Here is a 7,207-nt window from a genome sequence, read left to right as displayed (position 1 = left end):
CATCCACTGCATGTGCATCGTCAGAAACATCGCCTTCCCGAATGAATTCGGTCCCACAGGGTGGGCGCGAGGCCTACTTGGTCAGCCGCGATGTAGGCGGATACCGTTACATCCACCACCCACAAAAAAGCCGACTTGGTGTCGGCTTTTTCGTTTGGGTCGGGACCCGCAATCCCGGTGGGAGCGAATTCATTCGCGAAGACGTCGGTACATCCACTGCATGTGCATCGTCAGAAACATCGCCTTCCCGAATGAATTCGGTCCCACAGGGTGGGCGCGAGGCCTACTTGGTCAGCCGCGATGTAGGCGAATACCGTTACATCCATCGCCCGCAAAAAAACCGACTTCGTGTCGGCTTTTTTGTTTGGGTCGGGACCCGCAATCCCGGTGGGAGCGAATTCATTCGCGAAGACGTCGGTACATCCACTGCATGTGCATCGTCAGAAAACATCGCCTTCCCGACTGAATTCGGTCCCACAGGGTGGGCGCGAGGCCTACTTGATCAACCGCCATGTAAACGGATACCGATACGCCACGCCTTCATTCGCCTTGATGCCGGCAATGATCGTCAGCACCAGTGCGCCGACGCCTACGAGGCCTATCAGCGCGAAGCCGATGACCAGCAGCATCAGAAAGAAGCACGCGACTATGGCTAGCGAAACCGTGATCTGAAAATTCAGTGCTTCCTTGCCGTGAGCATCAATGAACGGATCGGAATCCTTCTTGAGCTGCCACAGAATCAGCGGGCCCAGCAGGTTGCCGAACGGGAAGATCATGCCGAGGAACGCAGCAAAGTGACAGAACATCGCCCATTGGCGAGCTTCCGAGCTGGGTGCTGGAACGGGCATTTGGCTGTCACTCATATTCGTCTCCTGCTGGCTGCTTTGATCAGTCGGCCAGTGCTGCGGTCTGCAGTTCGAACAGTTCGGTCATGCCTTTTTGCGCCAATGCCAGCATGGCGTTGAGCTCTTCAGGCTGGAACGGAGCGCCTTCGGCAGTGCCCTGAACCTCAATGAAGCCGCCCGAGCTGGTCATGACCACGTTGAGGTCAGTCTCGGCTGCTGAGTCTTCAAGATAGTCCAGGTCAAGAACTGGCTCGCCCTGATACATGCCAACCGAAACGGCGGCGATCATTTGCTTGAGCGGGTCGCCGCCTTTGAGGCCGCCACGTTTCTTGATTACTTTCAGCGCATCAACCAGGGCGACCATGGCGCCAGTGATGGACGCTGTGCGGGTGCCGCCATCAGCCTGGATGACATCGCAATCGACGTACAGCGTAACGTCGCCCAGCTTGGACATGTCCAGTGCGGCGCGCAGTGAGCGACCGATCAAGCGCTGGATTTCCAGGGTGCGGCCGCCTTGTTTGCCACGGCTGGCTTCGCGCTGGTTACGCTCGCCGGTTGCGCGTGGCAGCATGCCGTATTCTGCGGTCAACCAGCCTTGGCCCTGGCCTTTGAGGAAGCGAGGTACGCCATTTTCGACGCTGACCGTGCAGATCACTTTGGTGTCACCGAACTCGACCAGCACAGAACCCTCGGCGTGCTTGGTGTAGTTGCGGGTGATGCGGATCGAGCGGAGCTGATCGGCGGCGCGACCACTTGGACGTTTCATCTGGATACCTGTACTGAGACGGAAAACTGCCGAGCATTATAGAGGCGCAAGTCGGCGCTGGGCACATCTAAAACCATTGGATACCAAACCGTTGGGCTGGCAGGGCTCTGATTCAGGCGTTTGCCCGGTTGAGCAAATGCCATGCATCGCATGTCGCATTAGTGGATTGGGGGCAGGGGTCGCACTGCGCTACAATCCTGCGCCTTTACAGACTGCCGTTTTTTCGTGACATCCAGTCATCGCGGATCGCGGCCTATTCTGTTCACCGAATTACAGAGGTATTCCCATGGTCCACAGCATGACGGCTTTTGCCCGGGTCGAACGGGCCAGTACTCAGGGCACACTGAGCTGGGAGCTACGCTCGGTGAATCATCGCTATCTGGAGCCCCATCTGCGTCTGCCGGAGTCCTTTCGCGACCTGGAAAGTGCCATCCGTGAAGCGCTACGCCAGGGCCTGTCCCGCGGCAAGGTGGAATGCACGCTGCGTTTCGTTGAAGAAACCGCTGGCAAGCCGCTGCAGGTTGATCGCGAACGCGCCGGTCAGTTGGTTGCTGCGGCGGAAATCGTTGCCAGCCTGATCAAGCAGCCTGCTGCCTTGAATCCCCTGGAAGTACTGGCCTGGCCTGGCGTTCTGGTGGGTGATGCTGTTGACCCGCAAGCCCTCAACAAAGAAGCCCTGACGCTGTTTAATGAGGCCTTGGCCGAGTTGAAAAACGGTCGCGGTCGCGAAGGTGCCGATCTGGCCAAGCTGCTCAACGAGCGTCTGGACTCTATCACTACCGAGGTTTCGACCCTGAAAAGTCTGGTGCCGCAGATGCTGGCGACCCAGCGTCAGAAGGTGCTGGATCGCTTCGCCGACATGAAGGCCGAGCTTGATCCGCAGCGCCTTGAGCAGGAAATGGTTCTGCTGGCCCAGAAAAGCGATGTGGCCGAAGAACTCGATCGCCTCAACACCCACGTCACGGAAGTGCGTCGCGTGCTCAAGGCAGGCGGTCAGGCTGGGCGCCGGCTGGATTTTCTGATGCAGGAACTCAACCGCGAGGCCAATACCCTCGGCTCCAAAGCTTTCGATCCGCGCAGTACCCAGGCTGCGGTCAACCTCAAAGTGTTGATCGAGCAGATGCGCGAACAAGTCCAGAATATTGAGTAAGGCTAATTTCGACATGACACACAGCACCGGCACCCTCTACATCGTTTCCGCACCCTCGGGTGCAGGCAAGACCAGTCTGGTCAACGCCCTGGTCAACGCGCAGCCGCAGATTCGGGTTTCCGTTTCGCACACCACCCGGGCCATGCGTCCGGGCGAAGTCGACGGCGTGAACTATCACTTTGTTGATCGCGCTGAATTTGTGCGCATGATCGAGCACGGTGATTTTCTCGAGCAGGCGGAAGTTTTCGGCAATATGTACGGCACGTCCCAGAGCCGCTTGCAGCAGACCCTGGACGAAGGTCATGACCTGATTCTGGAAATCGACTGGCAGGGTGCCGAGCAGGTACGCAAGGTCATGCCTGATGCGCGCTCGATCTTCATTTTGCCGCCAACCCAGCAGGCACTGCGTCAGCGCCTGACCAATCGTGGGACGGACAGCGACGAGATCATTGAGGGTCGGATGCGTGAAGCGGTCAGCGAAATGAGCCATTACGCCGAATACGACTACATCGTGATCAACGATGATTTCGCCTCGGCGCTGGAAGATCTCAAAGCGATTTTCCGGGCCAACCTTCTGACGCAGACCCATCAGCAGCAGCGTTTCAGCGGTCTGCTTGAGCAATTACTGGCCTGAAACAGGGGGTTTGAGCGCCACGGGCGGCGAGCTAAATAATACCGCTCGTGGCTTGGCGCTTGAAGCTTATGGCTTGCAGCTTGTAAACTACCGAGTCCGCTCGCCCATCCGGGCATCGCGCATCCGCATTTGCTACGAGGAATACCCATGGCCCGCGTAACCGTTGAAGACTGCCTAGAACACGTGGATAACCGCTTTGAGCTGGTCATGCTCTCTACAAAGCGTGCCCGTCAACTGGCTACCGGCGGCAAAGAACCAAAGCTGGCGTGGGAAAATGACAAGCCTACCGTTATGGCACTGCGCGAAATCGCAGCCGGCCTGATGGATTACGCTGTAATCGCAGAAGCTGAAATCGTTGAAGATGAACCATTGTTCGCGGCGTTCGAAGACGAGTCCAACGAGGCCGTCTAAGCCTATGCCGTGTCGACGTAGTACGGCGCAGGGTAAAAGTCATTGGCAGGGGGTAGCGCCTTGCCGAGCATAGACGCCCTCGCCGATCGTATTTCGACCTATCTCGGCAAGGAACAGGTAAATCTGGTCCGCCGCGCGTATTTCTACGCCGAGCAAGCCCACGACGGCCAGCGCCGTCGCAGCGGTGAAGCTTACGTCACGCATCCTCTTGCGGTGGCGAACATTCTTGCCGATATGCACATGGACCATCAAAGCCTGATGGCTGCCATGCTGCATGACGTCATTGAAGACACCGGTATAGCCAAAGAGGCGCTTTGCGCGCAGTTCGGCGAGACCGTGGCTGAATTGGTCGACGGGGTCAGCAAGCTGACCCAGATGAATTTCGAGACCAAAGCCGAAGCCCAGGCTGAAAACTTCCAGAAAATGGCCATGGCCATGGCGCGCGATATTCGCGTGATCTTGGTCAAGCTCGCTGACCGCCTGCATAACATGCGCACGCTTGAAGTGTTGTCCGGGGAAAAACGCCGACGCATTGCCAAGGAAACCCTGGAAATCTATGCGCCCATCGCCAATCGGCTGGGTATGCACAGCATCCGTATCGAATTCGAAGACCTCGGCTTCAAGGCAATGTATCCGATGCGCTCCTCGCGGATTGGCCAAGCGGTCAAGCGCGCCCGGGGCAATCGCAAAGAGCTGGTCAACAAGATCGAAGATTCCCTGAGCCATTGCCTGGCGGTGGATGAAATCGAAGGCGAAGTCAGCGGGCGGCAGAAACACCTGTACGGCATCTACAAGAAGATGCGCGGCAAGCGTCGCGCCTTCAATGAAATCATGGATGTCTACGCGTTCCGCATCATCGTCGACAAGGTCGACACCTGCTACCGCGTGCTGGGCGCTGTACATAATTTGTACAAGCCCCTGCCCGGCCGCTTCAAGGATTACATCGCGATCCCCAAGGCCAACGGCTATCAGTCGTTGCACACCACGTTGTTCGGCATGCATGGCGTGCCCATTGAAATCCAGATCCGCACCCGTGAAATGGAAGAGATGGCCAACAACGGGATCGCTGCGCACTGGCTGTACAAATCCTCGGATGACGAAGTGCCCAAGGGCACCCACGCCCGTGCTCGTCAGTGGGTAAAGGGCGTGCTGGAAATGCAGCAGCGCGCCGGCAACTCTCTGGAATTCATCGAGAGCGTGAAGATCGACCTGTTCCCGGACGAGGTCTATGTCTTCACGCCTAAAGGCCGGATCATGGAGCTGCCTAAAGGCTCCACGGCGGTCGACTTTGCTTATGCCGTCCACACTGATGTGGGCAACAGCTGCATCGCGTGTCGGATCAATCGTCGACTGGCGCCGCTGTCTGAACCCTTGCAGAGCGGCTCGACTGTGGAGATTGTCAGCGCGCCGGGCGCCCGTCCGAATCCTGCCTGGCTGAACTTCGTGGTCACCGGCAAGGCGCGAACGCACATTCGTCACGCACTCAAGCTGCAGCGTCGCTCCGAGTCCATCAGCCTGGGCGAGCGTCTGCTTAACAAGGTGTTGAACGGCTTCGAAAGCAGTCTGGAAAAAATCCCCGCCGAGCGCGTTCAGCCGGTGCTGGCCGAATACCGGGTCGAGGTCATTGAAGACCTCCTCGAAGATATCGGCCTCGGCAATCGTATGGCGTACGTGGTCGCTCGTCGACTGCTGGGCGAAGGCGATCAGTTGCCTGGCACCGAAGGCCCGCTGGCGATTCGTGGCACAGAAGGCCTGGTGCTCAGTTACGCCAAGTGCTGCACGCCGATCCCGGGCGACCCGATTGTGGGTCATCTATCGGCGGGCAAAGGCATGGTTGTTCACCTGGACAACTGCCGCAATATCAGTGAAATCCGCCATAACCCGGAAAAGTGCATTCAGCTGTCCTGGGCCAAGGACGTTACCGGCGAATTCAATGTCGAATTGCGCGTCGAGCTGGAGCATCAGCGCGGCTTGATCGCCCTGCTGGCCAGCAGCGTCAACGCGGCCGACGGCAACATCGAGAAAATTAGCATGGACGAGCGCGATGGCCGTATCAGCGTCGTCCAGCTGGTGGTCAGCGTGCATGACCGTGTGCATCTGGCCCGAGTCATCCGAAAACTGCGTGCCTTGGCCGGGGTCATTCGAATTACCCGCATGCGTGCGTAGCCAATCATTCAACAGGAGTTCTTCATGACCAAGACCGTAATCACCAGCGACAAAGCCCCTGCGGCCATCGGCCCTTACTCTCAGGCGATCAAAGCTGGCAATACCGTCTACATGTCCGGGCAAATTCCACTCGACCCTAAAACCATGGAACTGGTTGAAGGCATCGAAGCCCAGGTCGTCCAGGTCTTTGAAAATCTGAAGTCGGTTGCCGAAGCTGCGGGCGGTTCGTTCAAGGATATCGTCAAGCTGAACATCTTCCTGACCGACCTGAGCAACTTCGCCACGGTCAACGAAATCATGGGCAAATACTTCGAGCAGCCATACCCGGCCCGCGCCGCCATTGGTGTTGCCGCATTGCCGCGTGGTTCGCAGGTCGAGATGGACGCGATTCTCGTCATCGAATAACACTCCCGCGGGGCTCGCAGCCCCGCTGCAGCTGATTAAGGAAGGACCTGTTATGCGCTTCGCGCTTGCCCTCTCGCTGACGGCCGTTTTTTTGAGCGGCTGTGCCAGCCACGCCGACCGCAATCCTGACGGCACGTGGATCAATCAAGCGGCTATCGAAGCCGCCGTAAAAGGCGACAACCTGCGCCAGGCACTGCTTGCCAACGGCCCGAATCTGGAATGGCAGATCGATACCAAAACCAGCCAGGCCTTGTACTCCAACGGCTTTGAAGTGGGCGAAGGTAAAATCACCAGCGCCGCCGACGGCAAGTTGCGCATCGACTATTACAACTTTGTCGAAGACCTGCAGGTCAAGGGCGACGAACTGGTTCAAGCGGCCAGCGAGTCAGGTCCTGAGCAGCGCTTCGAAAAGCCGAAAACCCCTGCTGCCGAAGGTGCGCCGACTGGTGCCAGTTTCGAAGCTGCGCTGTACAACGCCTACATGGGCGGAAAATGGACCATCGTCAATGGCGATGGCCAGGGCAATACCGTGGAATTCAAGCCGGATGGCAGCATCCAGGGCTTGCCGGATAATGACCGTTACGCGTTGTGCCTGGCTGGCGATTGCGCAGCCATGAGCGGCGAGTACGACAGCATGTGGCTGGAAAAGAATGAGCAGGGCAACCCGTGGATCTTCTCCCGCAAAGGCAAGCAGCTGGAGATTTTCCAGGCCGTCAATGCCGCAGAAGCTGACCAGATGCCAGAGCTCCGCCCAGGCCCGCGCCGCTGGTTGCTTGAGTTGAATTGATCAGCAACACGGTTTTTCTGTAGGAGCTGCCGAAGGCTGCGAA

8 protein-coding genes are annotated in these 7,207 nt (G+C 58.1%); 6 read left to right on the top strand and 2 right to left on the bottom strand.

Annotated elements, in window-relative coordinates:
• Nucleotides 1-494 precede the first annotated feature (494 nt).
• Nucleotides 495-863 (bottom strand): DUF4870 domain-containing protein, encoded by a 369-nt coding sequence (locus KDX30_RS17035; protein WP_027900044.1) that lies wholly within the window; start codon nt 861-863, stop codon nt 495-497.
• A gap of 25 nt (nt 864-888) precedes the next feature.
• Nucleotides 889-1,611: a ribonuclease PH gene (gene rph / locus KDX30_RS17030; RefSeq protein ID WP_027900043.1), complete on the bottom strand. Its 723-nt coding sequence runs from the start codon at nt 1,609-1,611 to the stop codon at nt 889-891.
• A gap of 286 nt (nt 1,612-1,897) precedes the next feature.
• Here rph and KDX30_RS17025 point away from each other — a divergent pair, with 286 nt between their 5' ends.
• From KDX30_RS17025 to KDX30_RS17000, 6 genes are all read left to right on the top strand, one after another.
• Entirely contained in the window at nt 1,898-2,761 is an 864-nt protein-coding gene (locus KDX30_RS17025; RefSeq protein ID WP_099270293.1) for a YicC/YloC family endoribonuclease, read from the top strand.
• A gap of 13 nt (nt 2,762-2,774) precedes the next feature.
• The gene (gene gmk / locus KDX30_RS17020; RefSeq protein WP_027900041.1) at nt 2,775-3,395 is read left to right on the top strand and encodes a guanylate kinase; all 621 of its coding nucleotides are present in this window, start codon (nt 2,775-2,777) and stop codon (nt 3,393-3,395) included.
• 147 nt (nt 3,396-3,542) lie between these two features.
• Entirely contained in the window at nt 3,543-3,806 is a 264-nt protein-coding gene (gene rpoZ, locus KDX30_RS17015) for a DNA-directed RNA polymerase subunit omega (RefSeq protein ID WP_002551500.1), read from the top strand.
• Nucleotides 3,807-3,866: 60 nt separating this feature from the next.
• Complete coding sequence (spoT, locus tag KDX30_RS17010; RefSeq protein ID WP_099270295.1) at nt 3,867-5,972, top strand: bifunctional GTP diphosphokinase/guanosine-3',5'-bis pyrophosphate 3'-pyrophosphohydrolase; 2,106 nt, start codon at nt 3,867-3,869, stop codon at nt 5,970-5,972.
• A gap of 24 nt (nt 5,973-5,996) precedes the next feature.
• On the top strand, nt 5,997-6,377 hold the full coding sequence (locus tag KDX30_RS17005; RefSeq protein WP_122705183.1) for a RidA family protein: 381 nt from the start codon (nt 5,997-5,999) through the stop codon (nt 6,375-6,377).
• A gap of 52 nt (nt 6,378-6,429) precedes the next feature.
• Nucleotides 6,430-7,164: a hypothetical protein gene (locus KDX30_RS17000; protein ID WP_231676987.1), complete on the top strand. Its 735-nt coding sequence runs from the start codon at nt 6,430-6,432 to the stop codon at nt 7,162-7,164.
• Nucleotides 7,165-7,207: the final 43 nt, after the last annotated feature.

It is taken from the genome of Pseudomonas quasicaspiana (assembly GCF_021147825.1).
GTDB lineage: Bacteria > Pseudomonadota > Gammaproteobacteria > Pseudomonadales > Pseudomonadaceae > Aquipseudomonas > Aquipseudomonas quasicaspiana.
This window is presented reverse-complemented; position numbering and strand designations above follow the sequence as displayed.

What these genes read in the sequence shown, in the direction of transcription:
- KDX30_RS17005 (WP_122705183.1), top strand. Translation starts at nt 5,997, where the DNA reads ATGACCAAGACCGTAATCACCAGCGACAAAGCCCCTGCGGCCATCGGC.
- rph (WP_027900043.1), bottom strand. Translation starts at nt 1,611, where the DNA reads ATGAAACGTCCAAGTGGTCGCGCCGCCGATCAGCTCCGCTCGATCCGC.
- KDX30_RS17000 (WP_231676987.1), top strand. Translation starts at nt 6,430, where the DNA reads ATGCGCTTCGCGCTTGCCCTCTCGCTGACGGCCGTTTTTTTGAGCGGC.
- rpoZ (WP_002551500.1), top strand. Translation starts at nt 3,543, where the DNA reads ATGGCCCGCGTAACCGTTGAAGACTGCCTAGAACACGTGGATAACCGC.
- KDX30_RS17035 (WP_027900044.1), bottom strand. Translation starts at nt 863, where the DNA reads ATGAGTGACAGCCAAATGCCCGTTCCAGCACCCAGCTCGGAAGCTCGC.
- gmk (WP_027900041.1), top strand. Translation starts at nt 2,775, where the DNA reads ATGACACACAGCACCGGCACCCTCTACATCGTTTCCGCACCCTCGGGT.
- KDX30_RS17025 (WP_099270293.1), top strand. Translation starts at nt 1,898, where the DNA reads ATGGTCCACAGCATGACGGCTTTTGCCCGGGTCGAACGGGCCAGTACT.